General features: G+C 45.0%; 20 protein-coding genes. 4 read left to right on the top strand and 16 right to left on the bottom strand.

The genetic code is table 11. The features are described 5' to 3' along the window. Positions 1-113 precede the first annotated feature (113 nt). Positions 114-695: a hypothetical protein gene (locus tag BM210_RS18570; protein WP_091171213.1), complete on the top strand. Its 582-nt coding sequence runs from the start codon at positions 114-116 to the stop codon at positions 693-695. Positions 696-938: 243 nt separating this feature from the next. Here the strand turns inward: BM210_RS18570 and BM210_RS18565 are convergent, their stop codons facing one another. The 4 genes from BM210_RS18565 to BM210_RS18550 form a co-directional block, all read right to left on the bottom strand. Next, positions 939-1,958 carry an aldo/keto reductase gene (locus BM210_RS18565; RefSeq protein WP_091171210.1) on the bottom strand — a complete coding sequence of 340 codons (1,020 nt, stop codon included), beginning with the start codon at positions 1,956-1,958 and terminating at the stop codon, positions 939-941. Positions 1,959-2,110: 152 nt separating this feature from the next. Further along, positions 2,111-3,754 (bottom strand): anti-sigma-I factor RsgI family protein, encoded by a 1,644-nt coding sequence (locus BM210_RS34345; RefSeq protein WP_177237888.1) that lies wholly within the window; start codon positions 3,752-3,754, stop codon positions 2,111-2,113. Position 3,755: 1 nt separating this feature from the next. Continuing rightward, positions 3,756-4,556 carry an RNA polymerase sigma factor SigI gene (gene sigI, locus BM210_RS18555; RefSeq protein ID WP_091171209.1) on the bottom strand — a complete coding sequence of 267 codons (801 nt, stop codon included), beginning with the start codon at positions 4,554-4,556 and terminating at the stop codon, positions 3,756-3,758. Between the two features lie 264 nt (positions 4,557-4,820). Continuing rightward, positions 4,821-5,249 carry a hypothetical protein gene (locus BM210_RS18550; protein WP_091171207.1) on the bottom strand — a complete coding sequence of 143 codons (429 nt, stop codon included), beginning with the start codon at positions 5,247-5,249 and terminating at the stop codon, positions 4,821-4,823. 260 nt (positions 5,250-5,509) lie between these two features. On the opposite strand from BM210_RS18550, the gene BM210_RS18545 reads away from it, so the two are divergent. Together BM210_RS18545 and BM210_RS18540 are read left to right on the top strand one after the other, a co-directional pair. Continuing rightward, the gene (locus tag BM210_RS18545; protein WP_091171205.1) at positions 5,510-5,722 is read left to right on the top strand and encodes a hypothetical protein; all 213 of its coding nucleotides are present in this window, start codon (positions 5,510-5,512) and stop codon (positions 5,720-5,722) included. Positions 5,723-5,912: 190 nt separating this feature from the next. Continuing rightward, positions 5,913-7,877 carry a glycoside hydrolase family 15 protein gene (locus BM210_RS18540; protein ID WP_091171202.1) on the top strand — a complete coding sequence of 655 codons (1,965 nt, stop codon included), beginning with the start codon at positions 5,913-5,915 and terminating at the stop codon, positions 7,875-7,877. An 84-nt stretch (positions 7,878-7,961) separates the two neighbouring features. Here BM210_RS18540 and BM210_RS18535 read toward each other — a convergent pair whose 3' ends face one another. The 7 genes from BM210_RS18535 to BM210_RS18505 form a co-directional block, all read right to left on the bottom strand. Beyond that, on the bottom strand, positions 7,962-8,921 hold the full coding sequence (locus BM210_RS18535; protein WP_091171201.1) for a BadF/BadG/BcrA/BcrD ATPase family protein: 960 nt from the start codon (positions 8,919-8,921) through the stop codon (positions 7,962-7,964). A 140-nt stretch (positions 8,922-9,061) separates the two neighbouring features. Then, the gene (gene gcvH, locus BM210_RS18530; protein WP_091171198.1) at positions 9,062-9,445 is read right to left on the bottom strand and encodes a glycine cleavage system protein GcvH; all 384 of its coding nucleotides are present in this window, start codon (positions 9,443-9,445) and stop codon (positions 9,062-9,064) included. 228 nt (positions 9,446-9,673) lie between these two features. Then, positions 9,674-10,222 carry a peroxiredoxin gene (locus BM210_RS18525; protein WP_091171196.1) on the bottom strand — a complete coding sequence of 183 codons (549 nt, stop codon included), beginning with the start codon at positions 10,220-10,222 and terminating at the stop codon, positions 9,674-9,676. Between the two features lie 116 nt (positions 10,223-10,338). Next, positions 10,339-11,418, bottom strand: a complete 1,080-nt coding sequence (gene leuB, locus BM210_RS18520) for a 3-isopropylmalate dehydrogenase (protein WP_091171194.1) — start codon at positions 11,416-11,418, stop codon at positions 10,339-10,341. A gap of 275 nt (positions 11,419-11,693) precedes the next feature. Next, positions 11,694-12,494 carry an alpha/beta hydrolase gene (locus BM210_RS18515; RefSeq protein ID WP_256223796.1) on the bottom strand — a complete coding sequence of 267 codons (801 nt, stop codon included), beginning with the start codon at positions 12,492-12,494 and terminating at the stop codon, positions 11,694-11,696. Positions 12,495-12,507: 13 nt separating this feature from the next. After that, a complete protein-coding gene (locus tag BM210_RS18510; protein WP_091171192.1) occupies positions 12,508-13,287 on the bottom strand; it encodes an alpha/beta hydrolase in 780 nt (259 codons plus the stop codon). A gap of 25 nt (positions 13,288-13,312) precedes the next feature. After that, positions 13,313-14,920: a hypothetical protein gene (locus BM210_RS18505; RefSeq protein WP_091171190.1), complete on the bottom strand. Its 1,608-nt coding sequence runs from the start codon at positions 14,918-14,920 to the stop codon at positions 13,313-13,315. 673 nt (positions 14,921-15,593) lie between these two features. On the opposite strand from BM210_RS18505, the gene BM210_RS18500 reads away from it, so the two are divergent. Next, the gene (locus BM210_RS18500; RefSeq protein WP_091171188.1) at positions 15,594-16,658 is read left to right on the top strand and encodes a dienelactone hydrolase family protein; all 1,065 of its coding nucleotides are present in this window, start codon (positions 15,594-15,596) and stop codon (positions 16,656-16,658) included. A 144-nt stretch (positions 16,659-16,802) separates the two neighbouring features. On the opposite strand, the gene BM210_RS18495 is transcribed toward BM210_RS18500, so the two are convergent. The 5 genes from BM210_RS18495 to BM210_RS18475 form a co-directional block, all read right to left on the bottom strand. Further along, a complete protein-coding gene (locus BM210_RS18495) occupies positions 16,803-17,603 on the bottom strand; it encodes an ABC transporter ATP-binding protein (RefSeq protein WP_091171185.1) in 801 nt (266 codons plus the stop codon). Further along, a complete protein-coding gene (locus BM210_RS18490; RefSeq protein WP_091171183.1) occupies positions 17,603-18,631 on the bottom strand; it encodes an ABC transporter ATP-binding protein in 1,029 nt (342 codons plus the stop codon). Before BM210_RS18490 ends, BM210_RS18495 begins: the two co-directional genes overlap by 1 nt. 6 nt (positions 18,632-18,637) lie before the next feature. Next, on the bottom strand, positions 18,638-19,474 hold the full coding sequence (locus BM210_RS18485; RefSeq protein ID WP_091171182.1) for an ABC transporter permease: 837 nt from the start codon (positions 19,472-19,474) through the stop codon (positions 18,638-18,640). A 1-nt stretch (position 19,475) separates the two neighbouring features. Continuing rightward, positions 19,476-20,486, bottom strand: coding sequence for an ABC transporter permease (locus BM210_RS18480; protein ID WP_091171181.1), 1,011 nt, complete (start codon positions 20,484-20,486; stop codon positions 19,476-19,478). 123 nt (positions 20,487-20,609) lie between these two features. Beyond that, positions 20,610-22,457 (bottom strand): ABC transporter substrate-binding protein, encoded by a 1,848-nt coding sequence (locus BM210_RS18475; protein ID WP_091171179.1) that lies wholly within the window; start codon positions 22,455-22,457, stop codon positions 20,610-20,612. Between the last annotated feature and the right edge of the window lie 65 nt (positions 22,458-22,522).

Here is a 22,522-nt window from a genome sequence, read left to right as displayed (position 1 = left end):
AACAAAACCTGCATATAAAGAAACTCCTATTAACTTGTAGTGTGCATTATGGTAAGATAGAAGCAACATGTCGTAATACTACTCTATCATTCATCTGGGGGATTGCTGGTTCCATGTCAAAAAAGCAAAAATGGAGTTTGGTAAGTGCCGTTTTTTTATTTGTCGCTCTTCTTGGTTTGGCCCTGTTGTTCGAATCCGAGCTCTTCATATATGCAGCAAGTGCGATTCCTATTCTCATCGTCATGACACTGCCTGATATCAAACAACACCAATACATTCAACGAAGCAAAGCTCAAGGCGATATTCAGGTTTATAAGGTTGCTAATGGGGATGAACCACTTCTCGTCATTTCCTTTCAACCTGGTTTTGTTCGTTGGCACTGCAAAAAGCTCTATTTTGACATAAATGAGCTTCATGCAGAGTCAATTGAGACCCTGCCTGCTGACGGGGACGCCGCTTCGATTCCTGTATTGTCGTTCGATCTGTCTGCTCATCCACGCCGCACGGGCTGGTTCGGCATTAATCTTGCCCAATTGTCCCAGCGGACGGTGAATCTTTCTTATACTACTCAGGAAGTGAACCGTTTTATCGTTCATATGAAGGACTTGGAGTCCATTGCACTAACCATGATGACTTCAGCTACTCCATTAGTTACCAATAATAGCAGTAACAACAGCAACAGTCTTTCTGCTTAAGTCGGCTGACACTTACTTCCGTTAAACTTGGTATGCTGCCCGCCGCTTTATTGCGCGAGGCAGCATTTTTGATATGTCCTAGCACTTGCCACTATAAGGTTCCCTCATTCTGGTGTCCTCCCGCTGTCATCCTCCTTGACTTCCCGAAGTACACTCGAGTTGTGTGAAGCAAATCCGAACGGTTTCACCCAGAGTTCATTCCCCTAACAGTAGATCACCTAAATTATTGACCACACGAGTATCTTATGCTCCAAAGTAAGAGGCAGACTCCATGACAACCTTACGCATCGGTAGATGATAAGGACATTTTTCTTCGCATAGAGGCCGCTCCTTACAGGGCTCATAATCCGCACAGGACATAATATTCCCCTTTTGACGTTCATAAAATCCATCGCCCTTAGGCAGCAAGCCAAATGTACTACGAATCTGGCTGGATATCATAATATCAGGAATCGTCACACCTATCGGACAGGAGCAATAGTTGCAGCGGCGGCAGTTATGGCTGCCCAGTTCGGTAGCCAAATTTTCCAGTTCAACACGCTCGGCATCTCCGACCTCATGCTCAAAAGCAGCAAGATTTTGCTTTACCTCATCCACGCTGATCATTCCTGATATAATGACGTCTACATTTTGACTGTATGGGTAGCGAAGCGCTTTTTCCACAGGTTGAATGAATCCGCCTGATAATGGCTTCATCGCAACTTTACCCATGCCCATCTTCGTTGCCATAGGAATCAGCTCTTCGAGAGAAAATGGCTGTGCCAGATTCAAATGAAACAATACCTGGGCAAACTGCCCTTTACTGATCCACTTGGCAAGCAGCTCGGGACGATGACCGGTAATTCCAATATGCTTTACCTTGCCTTTGGCCTGCATCTCCAGAGCCGCCTCATATGCACCTTCGTTTTGCATGGCTGCCTTATATTCACTTACATAATTTACGTAGTGAATTTGCAGCAGATCGATCACATCAGTCTTCAGCCTGACAAGGCTCCGCTCGATTTCTTCCTTAGCCTCGGCATAGCCTCTTTTATTCGTTTTTGTTGCCAAAAAATATTCATCACGGCGATGCGAAATACTTTCCCCGATAATTTCCTCACTATTGCGGTAGCCCGCAGCTGTATCGATATAATTAATACCATGATCAAGCGCATAATTAAGCGTTTCCCTTGCCTGCTCTAATGGAACCCCTGGCAAATTCATCGCTCCGAAACCTAATGCAGACACCTGAAACCCCGTTTGACCGAACGTACTGTATCTCATTGCTCTGTTCCTCCTCAGCTCTCTCAACCTATAATTCTACCATCTGATCTCTTTGATATTATAGAACAACAACTCATAAAAAAACAGCCTATACGGTCCACCCGCACAAGCTGTTCGCTTACATTATACAAAGACTCTAAACCTTCTACACCTTATCTTTTACTTGTATCATCACGCTTGGAATCATCCGCTTTTGAAGAATCAGCGTCCTTCTTGCTGTCGCTGTCTTTGTTTCGATCATCTGTTTTACTAGAGGTGTCCTTCTTTTTATCGTCCTCGTTCGTTTTCTTGTCCTGCTCTTTCTTTTTATCCTCTTGCTTTTTGAGCTCTTCCTCACGCTTTTTCTGATCCGCCAGACGCTTGGCTTCCTCTTTTTTACGTTCCTCTTCAGCGAGCTTTTTCTTATCGTCGGCTTTTTGAAGATCATCGAACTTTTTTACATCATCATCTTTCTTTTTATCATCGACTTTTTTCTTGTCATCATTTTTCTTGTCATCATCTGTCTTGTCATCATCTTTTTTCTTGTCGTCGTCCTTCTTCGAATCCGTCTGCTTGCCATTGTCACCAGGGCGTGTAGCACCGTTGTTGGTCGTTCCAGGCTTAGCTCCACTCTGGGTAGTTGAAGCAGGAATGTTTGGTTTGACTATAGTCGTAGACGGTTTCTTATCATCGTTTTTATCCTTGCTGTTACTGAAATTTGAATTATTGTTATTATTACTGTTATTATTATTATTGTTGTTATTGTTCTTGTTGTTATTACTGTTGTTGTTATTATTGTTGTTGTTATTATTATTGTTGTTATTATTATTGTTGTTGTTATTGTTTCCGCTGCCTGACCCGGTTGTATTCGAATTACCGACCTTTTTAGGGTCGTTTTTATTCGCATTGCTATTATTTTTGTCGTTATTTTTGGCTAGCTGCTCTTTCTTTTTATCGTCCAGCTTCTTATCCAATTCTCCCGACTTCTCTTCTTCCATCAGCTTCTTCATCGATTCCTTGGTCGGCACCCGGTTAGGCTGAATGACGGCGGATTTATTATCCACATCATCCTTTGCGTTATTCTTGACGATCTGATGAATCGATTCTTTCTTTAAATCATCGACCGTAACGGCGACACCATTGTTTTTGGCATTCAGATAAACTGAGTATTTCCCCATCGAAACCCCGCTCTTATTCGCTTCCTCGCGAACTTCTTGAGGCGCCGCAAACGCTTCAACCTGATAAGCACTGACTTGATCAGGATGTGTTTGCTTAATGTGATCAGTTACCTGCTGACGAAGCCTTTCAGCAATTTTCGTGTCATCTACGCTGCTTTTGTCCAGAACGACCGTGCTTGCGATGACGATATCGCCTTCACCCTTGGCTAAAGATTTCTCCTCTGCTTTGTTCAAAAGCGATGCTGTAACGCTCTCTAGTGTCTTCCCCTTAAAATTCATCGCTTCGATCAGTTCCGCCCCATCATGATTTAAGCCGCGAAGCTCGAGCACCTGTTCCTTTTCATCGATGCCCATTTCGATAGAGGGATTGATGTCGAGCGATACGTAAGCAACGACCTCGGAGCTGCCAATTTTACCTGCGAAGCTGGCCATAACCACCAGGCAAAAAACAACTGCCGCTACTACTGCTGAGCGGCCGGCTATAGACGGACTTGCCCATTTGAGTCTGGTGTCAGCATATATAATCTCTTCACCAAGTTGGCAAGAATGCTGTTGACGCGAGATTTTATCGAATCTGCCGTCTTCACGCATCACAATAATGTATTTGTCCGTCAGCTCCATGACGATGCCTTTATTCATGCTACTCTCCCCCTTTGCTAGATTCCTCTTTGATATGCAAATAATCACGGAGGTATGGATAAGGCCCATTGTAAATTAAGGCTACAGCAATAATAAACTTACGGTTTCTCTCCAGTGTCTTGCGCGAGACAGTGACTACAGCCATTAATTCCTTGATGGGCAGTACTCGCTTGGTGAGCATAGCCCCCATAAATTCCGCGTTTTCAGACAACTGCTTGCCAATAGCAAACAAAGCTTGTCTAGAATCATCATGTTTCGGAGATGCATCAACCAAATCCGAAAACCGAACGCCAAAATCAGCTAAACACCGATTCAAATCCATAATTTCGCTGGCCCGCTCCTCCATGCCTTTTTGTTTTTCATACTGCTCCATCGCCTGATGGATTTCTACGGGATTGATGATATTATCCTCTTCATCCTCCACATCAAAAGTGCTGTACGGTAGCTGCTGTGAAAAACGCTGCTCCTTACGCACATAATCGATCAGGCGCCGGCGAATAACCTGCTCGGAAAATCCGAGAAATGAACGCCCGGACTCCGTTGAAAACTGATTGATAGCCTCATTAAAAGCACCTAAAGCAATACTAAATTCATCATCTCTAGCAGGATCTACATAACGCTTGCAAAAACGACTTGTTACTTTTGCTACATACGGCTGATAGTCTGTTATGAACTGGTTTCTCAGCCGCAAATCACCCTCTTGAATTCGAATCACCAATCGTTCAGGCGGTTGTGGTTCCGCAGAATCCGGGTGGGGAGATTGACGTTTTCCAAGAAATTTCTTAAATAAAACGAGCAGCAATCTTTTCCACCTCACACTATATAATTTCGTTATTAGGACGTAGGTTAGGGGGGTCGGGATAGGACTTATTTCACAAAATATTACAGCCATTTAACGCCATATCCTATCATTAATTCCTAATGTAATCATCCCTGGCTTTCGTGCAAACAAATAAACGTCCCTCTACTAGAGACGTTGGTTTGTGCCAATATGTTGTGCTTGACCCTTCCAAACTTCTCCCCGCAGGAAGTGTCTCCAAGGGCTTTTGCCTCTGGACTCCAATTATTAAACTGCTCCTTTGGACGTTTTTTTACTGTTCAGCTTCGCTTTGCGTTTGCTTAATGTATTGAGCCGCTTCTTAAGCTGCTCTTCCCACTCGGCATCCTTCAGCTCCTTGGCTACAATCAGCAGATCCAGAGACATATCGATCTGACAGCGAACAACGTCCATCGGGTCTTCATCTTCATTATTGACACAGTTCTCATATAATTCCGCTTGGCTGCGGTTATCTACATATTCATGAAAATCCACCTCGGACGCACCATCTCCATGCGCGTATTCGGCCAAAATTCCATATTCGTTTTCTACCAGATGGTGAACTTCAACACGATGACAGACTGGGCAAAACAATATCGGTACATTATGAATTTGCGTTCGGATATACTTTAGGGTTCCTTTAGTTCCAATCATACTGGCGCCGCAGCAAAAACTCATATGATCACGCCTCCTCATTTAACCTGCAAAAGCGATACTCTATAGCATATTCGACCTACAGTCCTATAAATCCTCTTTTTTGTGTCTGACAAAACCTTTGGAACGTTTTCTCAGCTACCCTTCCGTTCATTCTAAAGAAGAATAATTTTGCATAAACTCAATTAGATTAACGAATATTCGGTTTCTTCATCCACTATCATACCTATACACGTTTTATGTGCTTAAATCAATTCTTATTCACAAAGAAGGAGTGGATTCATTTGCAGCATATTCCGATCAGCTCCAAACAAATCACTTTTGTCAGCTACGATGGTCAAAACGGGCAGATGCATATTCAATTCCATACCGGTGTAACCAAAGTGTGTGGAGGCATCCACCAAGACCAAATCCAACAGCTTTTGCTTTCTGGAAATCCTTACGATTCCATTATGGAATTAACCCGTAAGCTTGATGAAACCACACAGCAATCATAGAAATCAGGAATCTCCGCCTTCGGGCTGGGGATTTCTCTTATTTTAACGTAATTTGACATTAAATCATGAAAATTTATACAAAAAATTACACGTATCCGCTTTCAACAATGCAGCGGGATTGACCGTCCATAAAGAAAAAGGTACTCTAGGGAAAGAAGTAAACTCCAGCTAGAGGGAAGGATGTGGGTGGATGCCGCGCCAATTAGTCATCGGGAACGGAAAGTTTTTGATCAACCTAGATAATCATACTTACATGCGAGATTTATATTATCCCTATGTGGGGCAATTAAACCATGTTGGCGGTTATCAATGCAGAGTAGGCATATGGGTCGATGGTGACTTTGCTTGGCTCAGTGATCCTGAATGGGATTTCAAGCTTTCTTATGTGGAAGAATCCCTGATTACAGAAGTAACAGCCACAAACCCCCGCTTAGGTATTACCTTATTGATCAATGATGGCGTCCATCAACGGGAGGATATTTATTTAAAAAGAATCAATATCCACAATAACCGGGATACCGTACGCGAGGTTCGCGTCTTTTTCAATCAGGATCTGGTCATCAATGAAACCGAGGTTGGCGATACTGCTGCCTATTATCCCGCTAACAATACCGTTTTCCACTATAAAAAAGATAAATATTTTATGTTCAGCGGCACTACCGGACCTGAAGGCATCTTTCAATACACGACAGGTGTCAAACGGTTCTATAATGCCGAAGGAACATGGCGTGATGCTGAAGACGGACATTTAATGGGCAATGCCATTGCGCAGGGCTCTGTCGATAGTACGATAAGCTTCAAGCTGCACGTACCGCCGAATTCCGATGAAACGATGTATTATTGGATGACCGCAGGCAAAAACCTGGAGGAAGTCAAAAAGCTCGATGGATACGTAAATGACAGCCATCCCGGCAAGCTGCTGGATCGCATTAAAATATACTGGCAGCGTTGGGTAAACAAGTCAGAGCAGGATTACGGCGATCTGCCTGCCGAGGTTATCCGCATGTACAAGCATAGCCTGCTGATTGTCCGTACACAGACAGATGTCAACGGCGCGATTATCGCGGCTAACGACTCCGACATCATGCACAGCAACCGGGATCATTACAGCTATATGTGGCCGAGAGATGGCGCATTAATCGCTTATGCCATGTCCATGGCTGGTTATCAAGGTATGATTACACCTTTCTTCCATTTCTGTGCTAATGTGCTGTCGCCGGAAGGCTATCTGCACCACAAGTACAATCCTGACGGGACTGTAGGCTCGAGCTGGCACCCTTATATTCATGCCGGTAATGAGCAGCTGCCTATTCAGGAGGATGAAACCGCACTTGTCCTGTTCGCGCTTTGGAAAGATTTTGAGAAGCATGGTGTGCTTGAGCTTCCACAATCGCTATATCGGACATTGATCCGCCGCGCGGCACGTTTTATGTCCAGCTACATTGATCAGGACTTGAATCTGCCTAAGCCCAGCTATGATTTATGGGAGGAACGGTACGGTATATTTACTTTTACGACTTCCGCAGTGTATGGCGGTTTAATCGCCGCTGCCAACTTCTGCAGCCTGTTCGGTGACGAGGAGCGCAGCAGCCGTTATCGGCACACTGCCGAGCGGATCAAATCAGGTATGCTCAAACATTTGTGGGACGAAGAAGAGCAGCGTTTCGTACGCGGTATGCATCTGGAAAATGATCAATGGGTCAAGGATCTTACTTACGAGAGCAGCGTCTACGGTATATTCGAATTTGGAGTGCTTCCAGCTGATGATGAACGGGTCGTCAAAACGATGCTGTCCAATAAAGAGAAGCTGACGATCAAAACCGATATCGGCGGTGTAGCCCGTTACTATCACGATTACTACTTCCAACGCTCCTCCGACATTGAAAAGGTGCCAGGCAATCCGTGGATTATCTGTACGCTTTGGATCGCGGAATGGGAGATTGAATGTGCTAAGACGTTAGCCGAGCTGGAAGCTCCACGCCGCACCCTTGAATGGGTAGTTAAGCATGCGATTGAGAGCGGCATTTTGCCAGAGCAGTTGGATCCATTCGATGGCAGTCCGGTTTCTGTAGCACCTCTTACTTGGTCACATGCCACTTATGTATTGACTGTCGTCAAATACAGAGAGAAGTTTAAAAAGCTATCTGAAAAATAAAAACAAGGAACTTAGGGAATCTTGCCCTTGGTTCCTTGTTTTTATGTGGTTCGAGCTTAAAGCTCCGCTTACTTGAAATCAAGCCTATGGATACTTTTTCAGCCGGTTCATCATAGGCTCGTCAATGCTGATATTTGCCATTCCCATAGCCATCAATACCGCACCCATAGTGGGTGACATCTCTGGCTTCTTGACCTGATAGCAACGGATTGTCTCACTCCTCAGCTCTTTGTTTATCCCACTGGTGATATAAGCGCTTTGGGCAACGCTGCCAATTAATGCTACTGGTATAGTCTCTGCGGTAAAACTTGTGCCAATAACACGAATTCCGATGCTGATCTCGCGAGCCGCGTTATCGCACACTGAACAAGCGAGAGGCATTCCTTGCAGTGCTGCTTCGGTAATAAGAGGGGCCATTCCTCCAAAACGATGGTTCCGCTCTTTGGAATCGGTAATAAATCCACGTTTGGCGAGCTTCGTCAAATCTGTAATATGTGCCGCTTGCCAGTATAGCAGGATCTGATCAATCAGGAGCTGATCCTCTTTCACTACATCTCCGGCTATAATCCTGAACATCGTATTATAAGCTAAATGACGAGCGGCTGTTGCTGCATAATGATGGTATTCATAATTGCGTACGTGCTCCCCAGCCTCATTAATACCAAACACCACCGAGCCCGTACCGCAAATCACAATAATTCCCGTCTGATTACGCAGGGCGCCAATGTGCGCAATCACTGCATCATTAACTGCCTTACGAGGGCAGGTCAAGCCGTTCTGATTAATGTAATGTTCTGCCCATATTTCATCTTCTGCCCTATCCAAGCCCGCAAAACCTGCTGCCAGACTGACCACATCCTGTGGTGAACAGCCCGCCTCAGCTATGACAGCTGCTATTGCACCTTGAACGTTTTCTTTGGCATCAGGGTTGTGATTAGGATTAGCGCCTCCGCGTTCAACATAAGCAACCACCCGTCCGGTTATATCTACCGCTATTGCTCTTGTATGACTGCCCCCTCCGTCCAAGCCAACAACTATCTCCATTTGAACCTCCTAAGGGGCTTCGAAAGCCCTACTTCGTAAGCATAAACTGAGCTTATGTTGGAAACTTAATTTGTAAGCATAGGCTCGGCTTCTTCTTCGGATTTGGCAAAGAACCTGGTTCATCAGCGGACTCGCTCTATTTATGATCGTATGTAGGTATCCTGATATTTGTCATAATCCCATAGCTGATCAAGCTCTGCCTCGTCAGCAATCTCAATTACAATCATCCAACCGCCATCATAAGGCGCTATGTTGATGGCCCCGGGATCCTTTTGCAGCTTACGGTTAATATCTACGACTTTACCCGATAGAGGTGCGTACATTTCCGATACGGTCTTGATCGATTCCATACTGCCAAACGGCTCGCCTGCCTTCACCAGGTCACCGATTTCTGGAAGCTCCACAAATACGATGGTACCCAGCTCCTCCTGGGCAAAATCTGTCATGCCAATTACTGCCAATTTTTGCTCGATACGAACCCACTCGTGATTCTCACTGTACTTCAATGTTTGCTCTATTTCCATTTTTCTGTTCCTCCTATAAGTTTTGCTATGCAAAACTTTCTTCATAAGCATATGCTATACGTTTTACATAACAAAACTCTATTCATATTTATATGCTATGCGTTTTGCAAAACAAAACTCTCTTCGTAAGCAGATGTCGTTTCATATAACCAAAAATCCCTTTGGCTGCAGTATAGCAGACTAAAGGGATTTTTTGAAATGATGCGTAAGTATGTCCGGGTCGTGAGCTTAATTAGCAACCAAATGCTTGTCGCCTTTTTTCCAGTTCATCGGGCACAATCCGCCGGATTGCAATGCTTCCAGTACACGGAAAGTTTCTTCCACGCTGCGGCCTACATCATTATGGTTAACGACTTGATACTTCAATTCGCCTTCTGGGTTGATGATGAATAGGCCGCGAAGCGCGATACCTTCTTCTTCGATCAAAACGCCATAATCGCGTGCAACTTTTTTCGTAATATCTGCACCCAATGGGAAATTCAACTTGCCAAGACCATTGCTGTCCACTGGTGTGTTGATCCAAGCACGGTGGGAGTGAATGCTGTCAATGGATACGCCTAATACGTCAGTATCCAATTTTTTGAAATCTTCATAAGCATGACTCAGAGCGGTAATTTCCGTTGGGCATACAAATGTGAAATCGAGCGGATAGAAGAACAATACCAACCATTTACCCTTGTAATCGGCCAAAGAAGCTTTACCGAACTCAGCACCATCGCCTGATACGGTTTCTAGTGTAAAATCAGGAGCTTGCTTACCAACTAAACGTTCTGCCATCTTCTTATTACCTCCCGGAATTGTATGATTTTTCACTTAAAATCGTAACATTTGACTTGTCCAAAGTCAACATTAAAACAATTATTAATTTATAATAATTATAATCTGTGACAGAATTATTTTCTAATTGCGTTGATGATTAAATCACCCATAGCCGTTGTACCAATTGCTTTACTCTTATCGACAGCAATATCACCTGTACGGTGTCCTGCATCCAAAACTTCTTTAACCGCACGTTCAATAGCTTCCGCAGCATCGTGGTATCCAAACGTCAACCGGAACATCAAAGCAACGGAAAGTATAGTTGCGATTGGATTGGAGATGCCTTGACCTGCAATATCAGGAGCGGAGCCATGTACCGGCTCGTACAAACCAAATGCGCCTTCACCCAGCGAAGCGGATGACAGCATACCGATTGAACCCGTCAGCATCGCTGCTTCATCGCTCAAGATATCACCAAACATATTTTCGGTAACGATAACATCAAAGCTCGAAGGGCGGCGCAGCAGCTGCATCGCACAGTTATCAACCAAAATGTGCTCCAGTTCTACATCCGGATAGTCGGCGGAAATGCGATTAACGGTCTCTCTCCATAGGCGGGATGTTTCCAACACATTCGCTTTATCAACCGAAGCCAATCTTTTGCTGCGGGTTTGGGCGATTTCGAACGCTTGACGGGCAATACGCTCGATTTCCATTACATTATACGCACAAGTATCTACGGCTTCTTCACCGTTTGCACTTTCGCGGCGGAATTTTTCACCAAAGTAAATACCACCCGTTAATTCACGAACAACGATCAGGTCAGTTCCTTCCAGAACTTCCGGCTTCAAAGTTGAAGCATCTTTCAAGCAATCGAAAATAACAGCAGGACGAATATTTGAAAATAATCCAAGCTCCTTACGGATACCCAAAAGTCCTGTTTCCGGACGCAATTCCTTGGAATTATTGTCCCATTTCGGACCACCTACAGCACCCAAAAGCACGGCATCGGCATTTTTACAAAGTTCAAGAGTTTCCTGCGGAAGCGGGGTTCCCTTTTCATCGATTGCGATACCGCCGAACAAGCCATGCTCGGTTTCAAAACGGTAACCAAATACTTCCTCTGTCTTTTTCAATACTTTTTCTGCTTCGGCGATAACTTCAGGTCCAATACCGTCTCCAGCGATTACTGCGATTTTTTTTACATCTGCCATTGTAGGTTCACTCCCATAATTCATGTATTATACTCTTCTTTGTACCATATTCAGCCCTCTATTACAAAGATATAAAAGCTATGATCTTCATAGGGAAATCTTATAAGGATTAAAAAGGTACAAGTAGATTACTTACTACTATATAAAGGTTTCCACTTTTATTAATCCGCTGCATGAAGGCAACATTGGGGTTAATATTCCTCCTGCAATCGCTGTTTCCGCATATGCGTTTGTCGATGTATTCATGCAAACAATGCCCTGCATCAACTTCGTCGCTATAACCCTAAATACTGGGTTCCGTCCTTTTCCATACCCAAATATTCAAAGAAACGGACAATCTCCATGTCCCAAAACTCCCAGGTATGCCCCATCCCTTCTGCCTCATGATACTGATAGTCATAGGGATTACCTTCGAGCCCATCAAAGAAATCCCGCATCATTTCGTTTAAATCAAGCCATGGATCCACGCTCCCGCAAGCATGATATACCCTTGGAACAGTTGTCCCCATCTTGAGAGCTTCACGGCCCAGGTACATCAAATCGTTGTCCGTATTTGTCAGACTGCCGTCCCCAAACAAAATGATACGGTCTCGAGAACGCGTGGAGCCATCGTTCACAAAAGGCACATCGGCCTTGTTTCCTGCTGAAAAGGCACCTATGGCTGCATAAAGCTCAGGCCTTGCAAGTCCCACCCTTAGACAGCCGAATCCCCCGTTGGAGAAACCCGAAATGTAATTGTCCTCACGCAAGGCAGACAAGCACGGTAACAAATGTCGAAGTATGTGAGGCAGCTCATCGGCAATATAAGTAAAATACCGTCCACCATGCTCCATATCGGTGTAGCACGAATTCATCCCACCAGGTACCACCACCGCAATGCCGTATCGGAGCGCGTAACGCTCGATACTGCTCATTCGCAGCCATGCCGTATTATCGCCTGAACCGCCATGCAAGAGCCACAGCACCTTAAGCTTTCCATTGCCCGCATAAGGCTGTCTCTCCTGAGGCAAAATGACGTTAACCTCCATGTCCATACCTAATATTTCAGAAAAAAAATGAGTCTCAATCAAAGCCACTTTTACCCCTCCTTTATCCCTTTATGGATTTACGAAGAGGCAGCCACTGAAGCATGCGCTCCAAAGCCATATCCCAGTATTTCCATTGATGGTCTCCTGGGCCCTCTTCATAAGTTAGAGTAAGTCCCAGTTGACGTGCATATTCTTTGAACCGTGCATTAGCTTCATATAGAGAATCCTCAGTTCCGCACTGCATGTAAAGCTCAGGCTGTTGTTGATCCGATTGAGACAGAGCCTGTGCCGCTGCAAAAAGATCGTTGACGCTGCCTTCCAGGGCGTCTTTGTTTCCGAATATGTCGGTGGCAAGCTTTAGGTCCAATCTATTAAAGGCGTTCGTGACATCCATTTCACCGGAAAAGGAAGCGGCTGCGCCGAATATATGCGCAGCTGCCAACCCCGCTTTCATAGCGCCGTATCCCCCCATGGATGCCCCGGCAATAAATCGATCCTCACGTACGTTGGATAAGGGAAACATTCTCTCGCATAACATGGGCAGCTCTTCCGTAATAAACTTAAAATAATTCCGTCCATACACCATGTCGGTGTACCCTCCAAGATGTCCGGCTGGCATGACTACGGCAAGAGGAAGACCCTCGACGTACCTTTCTACACTTGTGCGCCTCATCCAAGCCGTATGATCCTCGCTCATTCCATGCAGCAGATAAAGTGTTTTATAGGGACCCGGATCAAGCATTTGTCGGGAGCCTCCCGATACATGCTGTGGCAAGAGCACCTCCATCGGTACAGGCATGCGAAGCGTTTCGGAATTATAATGCACATGAAGCCATGCCATCGGTATACCTCCTTGTATTATTCAATCAAATTGATGCTATTGCAGAGTAAAACAGCTGTTGATCCGTCATATGACCCATGCCGTCATAGGCAGAGCCAAAGAACGCGCTGCCACCACAATAAGCAGGAAGCTGATCACGAGTACCGTACATCTCTGCAGCTAGATGAAGCAGGGCAAGAGGGGCTATGCTGTCTAACTTCGCATACAAATGCTTCTCGCTGCTTACGAATAATCCATGATGGTACCCCTGCCGAATTATATTGTCCCCGACAACTTCAGCAAGCTCTAAGTACTCTTTATGCTCAGTGGCTCGGTACAGCTCCAGCAGCGCAAACACAGTATAAGGATTGGAGTCGAACGTTTCCTTGTTGACTTGGGTCGTCCCGTTCATTGCCTCGTCACCAAAATCCCCAAGCCCGCAACCTTTGGCGATTCCGCGCACAATCGACCACAGCAGCGGATGCTTGGAAAGGCGATATCCAAGCGCATAGGACCATAACAGCAGCGCATCGGCCGGCATGGCCTGAAGGGCATCTCCCTTTTTGCCGTAATAACCGTCCCTCTCCATGACAAGCCCGGTTAAGCGGGTGCCGTCTGTGAGAACAGGATGCATAAGGTTCGTCGTCTCTTCATATGAATACTTGCCGTAGGCAAGAAGATCTTTTAAGGCGGTGTTAGCGAATTCCTGCCCTGCTGCTCCAAGACTCTCCGACAGCACCATTCTGCATAAGCCAGCTTTTCCGATGATCGTATGAATTTGACGAGTCACCGATAGCGTCCCCTCCAGAGGGCTATGAGCTTGAAGCTGCTGACCGAACTGCTCAATGGCGCGGTCTCCCCTCACCCCCGGAAGCACTGAAATGCTGAATTGATAGCCGCCTAGACCTGTCGTAGGATTCCGTGTATCAGAATACCGTTCGTTCAATCTTTTAGCCCACTTCAACGCCTTCTCGTCTCCGGTAAATAGATTCAACATACCAGCCGCATAATAGAGGTCGCTGCCCGCATTAATGAAGGTAAGCCCTTCGCCGATAAAGAAAGGTGCTCCACCCTCATACTCCCTATCCCATACGCTTCCCGTTTTCGGCTCCTCAACCGGCTTCCCGTGGCGGCTAAACTCAAGATTCGCCCAATTAACCACATGACTTTCCCAGAAGGCTTCGATATATGCCCTCGTTTCATCGCGGTCCACCTCATTCATCAACTCATAAAACGGATAATGGCATTTCAGTTCATGCTGTGGACCTTTATCAGGAGCGTAAACACACTGTTGTCCCGTCAAATCGTAAGCCATATGGCCGCCCCACTTCAGTAACTGGCCGTAGCGCAAATGCTTGAAAGCAAAACTTACTGTATCCGCAGCCATCGACCTATAATGGTCATCACCGGTTACTTGGCTTAAAGCACAGAGAGTGCGCAGCCAATTTTGTTGGCTGGCCAAATTAGATAAGGTCCATCGCTCACCTTCGCACAGCCATTGAACAGGCTCGAGGGTTTCGACGTTAAAGCCATCCGCAAATAAGGGACCACCTTCTTCGCCAAAATGAGACTTGTGAAGCTCTATAATATGATCAGTGTATTGTTTGACGGTTTGTACAAACCGATTTGAGCTGGTAATTTGAGAATTTATCATGAGTGCATCGCCTTTCTTTTTTAATTATTCTAAAGTGAAATCGGAATCGTAAATCTGCTCTACATGAATACTGAAATCCTGCAAAATAATCTCCAAGTCGTTCAATAGACGATCAAAGAAATTTGGCAGTTATTCCGGTTACGCTCCTTTGTCCGGCGTAAGGCCATGTGGAGTCAGGCGGAGTGTTCTATCATTATTAATCTATCATTTGTCCCGCTAATTAAACGAAATCACATCGAAAACTGTAGTATTGTTGGACTCAAGATTTCCATTTTTTTCGCGAAAGCTATGATATAATTGAAATTACCGCAATAGAATCGCACCCTGCATCCTGTATAAAGGTAGAATGAGAACGTTACCATAACCAAAACAGGCAGCACGCATACTGACCAATCGAACCGAATCATTGTGCTAAAGATGCTTATCAGCCCCCGTGTCATCTCCTCCCGTTCATTCAGCAATCTCCAAAAAGACATCCCCCATTTTATAGAAGTAAGTCATTGAAGGCAATAATCACTTTCCTAAAAATAATCATCATATCAGGTTTATTCGTATGAGCCCATTTGTGCGGCCATTTCGAGTCATGAGATCAATTAATTATTATCATAATTTTATTTCCCGCTATGTTCATAGGTAAGAACACATGTGACTTAAAAATAGGAGGAACGATTTTATGCGGAAACCGGATGCATATTTAAATCAGATTTATGATCAATTACAACACAGTCGAGAAGAAATAGTCGAGTCTTGGGAGGATAAGAAATTACGCCTGAAGGCTCAGCTACAAGAATCTCTGGGCCCATTTGATTTACCGGAAGGTGAGGAGGCTCAGTTCGATCCCGTTCTGCTGGAAAGAGTAGAGCTGGATGAAGCGATTCGCGAACGGGTCGAATTTACAACACTTGGCGGGCTTCGTATGCCTGCTTATGTGATGATACCCAAATCGCTTAAGATCGGAGAGAAACGTCCAGCTGTTCTGCTCTGGCATGGGCATGGTTATGGAAGCCGTTCCGTCGTAGGTTTAAATGAGGATGGAAGCTCCAAGCCTCCTTCAGAACAACCCTCTACGAACATTGCATTGGAACTGGTGCGTAGAGGGCTTATAGTAATTGCGCCAGAGGTCGTGGGATTCGGTGACCGAAAGTTGGAAAGGGATGAAAAACAGGAGCCTAACCTGGGCAATTCATGCTATAACCTGTCCGTTTCCTTGTTGATGAGCGGTAAAACCACTGCTGGTCTGCGGGTATATGAAGCTATGCGAGCAGCCGATTATTTGACTACCCGGGAGGAAGTTGATGCCAATCGTATAGGTACAATGGGACACTCGGGAGGAGGAGTCATCGCTTCACTGTCCGCTGCATTAGACGAGCGTATCAAAGCTTCTGTAATCGCGATCTACCCGAACACGTACAGGGGCAGCATTTTGGCGATGCGTCATTGTCTTTGCAATTATATTCCGGGTATTCTTCCGCATGCGGAGATGCCAGACCTTCTCTCACTTATTGCTCCAAGGGCGCTGTTCATCGAAGCGGGTATCCGCGATCCCATCTTTCCGATTGAGACAACGCAAGAGGCGGTGAAGCAGTTAGACCATTTGTATGAGAGTTTAGGTGTAAGTGCTCACTTGGAAAGCGATTTGTTTGATGGAGGCCATGAAGTCAGCGGCAGGAAGTCGTTCGATTGGCTGTCCCATATGTTGAAAGATAATTGTGCCACTGACGCTGCAGCTAAACATTAAATTCGTTTTTTTAAATAATCCACCGTACCGTCGAAAATGTACCTATGTTCTTTTCAAAAAGCAGAAAAGTACCCAAGATCTTGTCATCACAAATGACTAGAGCCAGGGTACTTTTGCTTATCCTACTGTATGCTATCGCTGTACTCAGGCTAAATTCCATTCCTCGTGGATTTTGGGAACATCCGAAATCAGCTGTTGGGTATACTTATGCTGGGGATTCAAAATCACCTTCTCGACATTGCCGCTTTCTACGATTTTCCCTTTTTCCATAATATAAATCGTATCGCTGACGTAATAAGCCAGTCCGACGTCGTGGGTAATGAAAATAATGGTCATATTGTTTTCATTTCGCAGCTTCATAAGCATATCGAGAATCGTGGAACGGGAACAAGCATCCACCATCGATGTTGGTTCGTCGGCAATTAATACCTTCGGATGCATCATGAAGATCCTCGCGATCATCAGACGCTGCATTTGCCCCCCTGACAGCTCAAACGGATATTTATTAAATAATTCCTCAAATTTCAAATTGACGAAGGAGCAGGCCTCTCTCATTTTCTCAAACTGCTCATCCTTCGTTAGCTTGAGCCCCTGCAATTTGATACAGTCCATTAATAATTTATCTACTTTATGAAAAATATTAAAGGAAGAGAACGGATCCTGGAAAATCGCCTGTATATCTTTCCAATACTCTTTTCTATCCTTATGGCTTTTAAGCTTTCTTGGTTTGCCTTTATATTCAATTTCACCGCTGGTTTCCTTCAATAATCCCATAATGACCTTGGCTAATGTCGTTTTTCCGCTGCCGCTTTCCCCAACGATGGAAATAATTTCGCCCTCATGAAATTTAAAGCTTACGTCATTGACGGCCGTTGTCTTGTTTAATCCGTAGCCGAACACCTTGCTCATGTTTTTGCCGCTGATCAGAACATTATTCCGTATCATTATGCAATCACTCCCTTGACTTCCTGCTCCTCTTCATACCATTTCCGCAAAGTCTTGGCGTCATAAATACAGCGATAAATCCGCTCATCCACGTATTTATTGTCGATTTTCCCCTCTTTGCAATCTCTTGTTGCGTAAGTGCAGCGGTCAGCGAACCGGCAGCCTGGGGGGACATTTTTCAGATTCGGCGGTGCTCCTGGAATTGCCTCAAGCTTGTGGCCCTTCATCCCCTCTTCGGGAACGATGATCGAGCCCATCAGCTTTTTCGTATAAGGATGCAAAGGATCAAATACCATTTGCTTGGCTGTGCCTCTTTCAACAATTTCTCCGGCGTACATGACGACAATATCGTCCGTCACATGATACAACAAGGGCAATTCATGGGTGATGAACACAAGGGATCGAATATACTTCTTATCCAACAAGTCCTTCATCAGCTTAATGACTGCCTTTTGTGAGGTTACATCAAGTGCTGAGGTCGGTTCGTCAGCAATAAGCACCTTTGGATTCAGAATGGATGATATGGCAATGACCGTTCTTTGCTTCATGCCGCCTGACAATTCATTGGGATAGGAGTTCAGGACCTTGGACGTCAGATTTAACGTTTCGAACCGTTCGGCAGCCATGTCCCAAACCTGTTTCTTGGATAATTCCGGCCGATGCACCTTCATCATATCTTCAATGAAACGAATAATCTTGAGCGTAGGATTCAATGCATTCATAGCCGCTTGAGGAATATAAGCGATTTCTCTTCCCAATACCTGTGTCCGCAGCTGGCTTGTGCTCAGCTTCATAATATCAGTGCCATCAATAACAATGGAGCCGCTGTTATAGTTGAGCGGTGGCAAATAAAAACCCATCAAGCTTAAGGCCAAGGTCGATTTTCCACACCCGGATTCCCCAGCAATTCCTAATGTTTTACCATCCTCCAACACAAAGTCAACTCCGTCAACGGCATACACATTTTCTTTGAGCCTGGTTTTATAATAGGTTTTGAGACCTTTTACTTCCAAAATATTGTTGTTCATGGCCCGTCAGCTCCTTATTTTGGGATTGAAAATTTCGTCCATCCCTGTATTCATCATAAAAAGCGAAAAGGTGATGATCGCAATGGAAAACGCAGCCGGAATGAATGCCCACCAGGCACCAGCCACCGGAGCTTCAAAGGTCAACGCCCAGTTCATGATAATGCCAAGAGAAATCGTATTGTAAGGTCCCAATCCCAACATGGAAATGGAAGCTTCTGATAAAATTCCAGAGGCTGTCTGCAGGACGAAGGCCATCACCACATAAGACGCAATATAAGGGAGAATTTCAAAAATGATGATCCGCGTTGTGCTGTGACCGGAAATTTTCGCTATATTTACATGATCCCTGTTTCTTAAGGAAGTGGTTTGCGCTCGAACAGCTCTTGCTGTCCAAGGCCAGCTCGTAATTCCGATAATGATTGCGGTCACTAGCGAGCTTCGAGAATTGATGCTTACGGAAATCAATATCAAAATAATAAAAGAAGGAATAACGATAAAAATATTAGTGACAGCTGTGAGGATATTGTCGACCAAACCACCAATATAACCCGCTAACAATCCCATGACCAAACCGATCACTGTGGCAAAGATGCCCGCGATTAGACCTACTCGAACAGATGTCCGAATGCCATACATAAGCTCCAAGAACAAATCTCTGCCAAAGTTGTCCGATCCGAGAAGCAGGTTGGAATCAGGAGGCTGGAAAGCCAATGCGATCATCTCCAAAGGATCATTTCTATTGATCAATGGATAGATGAGCACAAGAGCAAGCATCAGCAGCAAGGCACTGGTCCCAAAAACAAACTTAGGCGACTTCAGCAATATTTTCGCAGAATGATTCATATTAATTTTCCTCCATTTGAGCCGCCTTGATTCTCGGGTCAACAATGCCATACACGATCTCTATCAGGAAGTTCGCCACCAGGACCGTAAAGGCAATAATTAATGTGCAGCCGGAAATCAATGGATAATCCAATTGCCGGATCGCAGTAAACAGCCAGGTTCCAATCCCCGGATAGCTGAACACAATTTCACAAATCAATGAACCGCCGACCATTGTCCCAATCGAAAGTGCCAATCCGGTAATTTGAGGCAGCATCGCATTTTTGAATACATATTGTGCAATTTTGGAGTCGCGAATGCCTAATAATTTGCTATAAAGAACATAGTCCGCATTCAACTCATAAATCGACATTTCTCTCATTCCTATCGCTTGACCGCCAATGGTGACCAACACGATAGACAAGAACGGAAGTGTGTGATGTCGAAGGACGGAGCCAATAAAATCCCAGCTAAGTCGAGGGATCATCTGGAAGTCATATCCCCCGTGTAAAGGAAACCATTTGAGGTTTAGAGCAAATACATAAAGCATAATGATTGCCAGTGTAAAGAAAGGGATCGAGTTGACAAACAACGCAATGGGAAAAAGCGCTTTGTCAAAAACACCTTTTTTATAAGCCGCCACAGCTCCAAGAATATTGCCTATGATCCAACCGGTCAGGATGGCCGGAAGCTGCAACGCCAAGGTCCACGGAATAGCGGACGCCAAAATATCAGTTACTTTCTTAGGATAAAGCCCAAAAGAGGTGCCCAGATTTCCAGTAAACAGATTTTTGACATAGATCAAAAACTGCGTACCCAGAGGCTTGTCGATACCAAACTCAATCGTAAAGGTTTCATATACCTTTTTTATGGTGTCGCTGTCCGTCATCCCCTGAGTCATTTGGGATGCGATAAGGCTAACAGGGTTTCCCTGCACCAATCTTGGCAAAATAAAATTCAATGTAATCGCAATGACCAATGTAAGAAAATACCAAAAAAACTTATTGACAAAATACTTGGTGTAAGCGTTCACAGTTTACACGCTCCTCGGCGGTTGTTATTCATATTGAGATCGGTTAGAAAGAAGCCTATATTCGGGTTGTTCAACCAAATATAGGCTTCCAGCATATGATGTTGCCTCAAACCTAATTAGCGTTTAGTTGTGAATTTGATACAGAGCTTTTATGCCCGCTCCGTCCATCGCGATTTGCGGAGGAATGTTAGTACCATCTCCTTGGGACGGGAAGCCTTTCCATATCGATTCGTTGACGGTATGGAACACCCATGGTCTGTACATCAAAGGAATCGATGGGATATCCTTCAGCCAGATCTTGGTGAGCTCCGTATAGAGAGCCTTAACTTGTGCTTCATCCGAGATTGTTGGGATTTTGTCGATAATTTGATCCGCTTGTTCGTTTTTGTAACGTCCCCAGTTCCAGAATGCCATTTCACCAGCAGCAGCAACACCTTTGGAATACATGATCGTTCTTGCACGGTTCCACGGTTGACTTGGGCTGACTCCCCCTGCCGGCGTGTTCATGATGATATCGAATTTACCGGTTTGCAAATCGTTATTCCATACAGGCTGTTCCGGGAATTTGGTTCTGATCTCAATACCAATCGCTTTCGCATTTTGCGCAACAATCTCAAGTGAAGCGTTCCAGTCCGACCAGCCGTAAGGACACTCGACATCATAAGGTCCAAGTCTGGTGCCGTCCAGTACACGGATTCCATCTGCACCCTTTTTGGCGCCGATTTTATCCAGCAGCGCATTGGCGCCAGCTACATCCGTTGTCCATTGGAGTGACTTGATTGCGTCTTGATCGACATATTTCTTCTCAGCGTCAGCATCCAATGTTATCGATGGCTTCATCGCAGCGGAATAACCGCTCATCGCCAGATCGGATACCTTTTTATAATCGATAGCCATTGCAATGGCTCTTCTTACATCCACATTGTCGAGACCTTTTTTCGTCATATTGAAGAAAATCGAAGGCATGGAGCCCGGCAAGTAATAAGGCGCATCCTTCATGTAGGTCTTGACGGGAGCTCCGTCCTTCCACATGTTCCAAACCTGTGGAATGAACTGCTGGGAAACGTCAACCTGACCACTTTTGAAAGCCAGATCCCCCGCAGCATTATCCTTGAAAATCACGTGAGTGATATACTTAGGTGCAGCCAGCTTCCCGCCGAACAATGCTTTACCCCAATAATTATCATCTCTGGCAATGGTAATCTTCTGATCATTATAGAAATACATCTTATAAGGACCAGTACCTACAGGACTTGCATTGAATTCTTTCCGGATCGTCGCCAGATCATTGTTGGATTTCTTTTCGATCTCTTCCCATATATGCTTAGGAAGCATCGGAATCATGTCAATACTGTCCAGTACAGTAAGTTTATTCGGATTATCTTTCTTTAACTTAATGTTGAAAGCATTCGGCCCATCGGCAACAACGTCCTCAAGGTATGTCCAAAAGCTGCTCCAGTTCACCTGATACTTCTTGCCAAGCTGGTACGTGTAAACGGCGTCATCGGAGGTAAATGGCTTCCCGTCACTCCACTTGGCGTCCTTGTTCAATTCGACTTTCAAAGTCAAATCATCAGTCCAGCTATATTTGCTTCCAAGCAACGGCTCCAGCTTGCCATCAATCATGTTGATCATAAACAAGGTTTCGTAAATCAGTTCCCGAGAGTTGCCGTAGTTGATCGGAAAGGCAGGATTACCGCTCAATAGATTGAAGTTGGTAGGCGCCCCCCACTGCAGACCATTAATATACAAAGTCTCATTTCGTGGCGTCTCCTTGGCGTCCCCGCTTGGAGCAGCTGCTGCTGGAGCTGGTGGTGTGACCGCCGGTGTTGCAGGTGTTGCGGGTTTTGGAGCTTCCTGCTTGGCAGGCTGGCTTACAGCCGCTGGTGGTGGTGCTGCATTACAACCGACCAAGAGAACCGGCGTGAGTACGAATGCACAGATCAAGCTGGACATTTTGTTGAGCCTCATTGATTTCCCCTCCGCACTTAATTTTTGAAAGCGCTATTATTTACAAATAAGATTGTAAATACCAT

It is taken from the genome of Paenibacillus sp. 1_12, assembly GCF_900114475.1.
In the GTDB taxonomy this organism is placed as follows: Bacteria; Bacillota; Bacilli; order Paenibacillales; family NBRC-103111; genus Paenibacillus_S.
This window is presented reverse-complemented; position numbering and strand designations above follow the sequence as displayed.